Below are 513 nucleotides of genomic sequence, written 5' to 3' on the forward strand. Positions count from 1 at the left end.
ACACCTGATTTAGTCATTGGTGCCGCTTGGAAGTTATGCTCTCCACCCGCTAAGTTCGCTGCAGGTGTATAACTCCAAGTGCCATCTTCATTCACAGGCACAACCGCCAGTTCTTTACCATTGTCATAAATTTTAATGAACGCAATCTTACCACCCGCGGTCCCTTTAAATTCAGGCTGACGGTCATCTGTAGACTCACCACGTTTGACTGAACCTGTTTTCGGCCCAAAGTCATCGTATAAATCTAAGAATTGTTGGCTTAATGCCGGAGGCACTTCTGTCTCAACGGTAAAGCTTAGGCTGGTCTTATCACCTATCGTACCTACGTAATTCACTGGCGCGACACTGATGGTTTGTTTACCCTCAGTTAAGTCTTTAGCAAAGTTGTAAGTCCAGCTGTTGTTTACCACAGGTACACGACCGATTAGGTCATTACCTAAATAAATAGCCACTTCAACCACACCATCTGGTGCACGACCTTCAATATCAGGACGTTTATCATCAGTGTAACCG

1 protein-coding gene is annotated in these 513 nt (G+C 45.0%); it reads right to left on the bottom strand.

The genetic code is table 11. The features are described from left to right. A partial coding sequence (locus ACFFIT_RS13390) for an Ig-like domain-containing protein (protein WP_385876370.1) occupies positions 1 to 513 on the bottom strand: 513 nt, incomplete at both ends.

It is taken from the genome of Thorsellia kenyensis (assembly GCF_042432445.1).
GTDB classification, from domain to species: Bacteria; Pseudomonadota; Gammaproteobacteria; order Enterobacterales; family Thorselliaceae; genus Thorsellia; species Thorsellia kenyensis.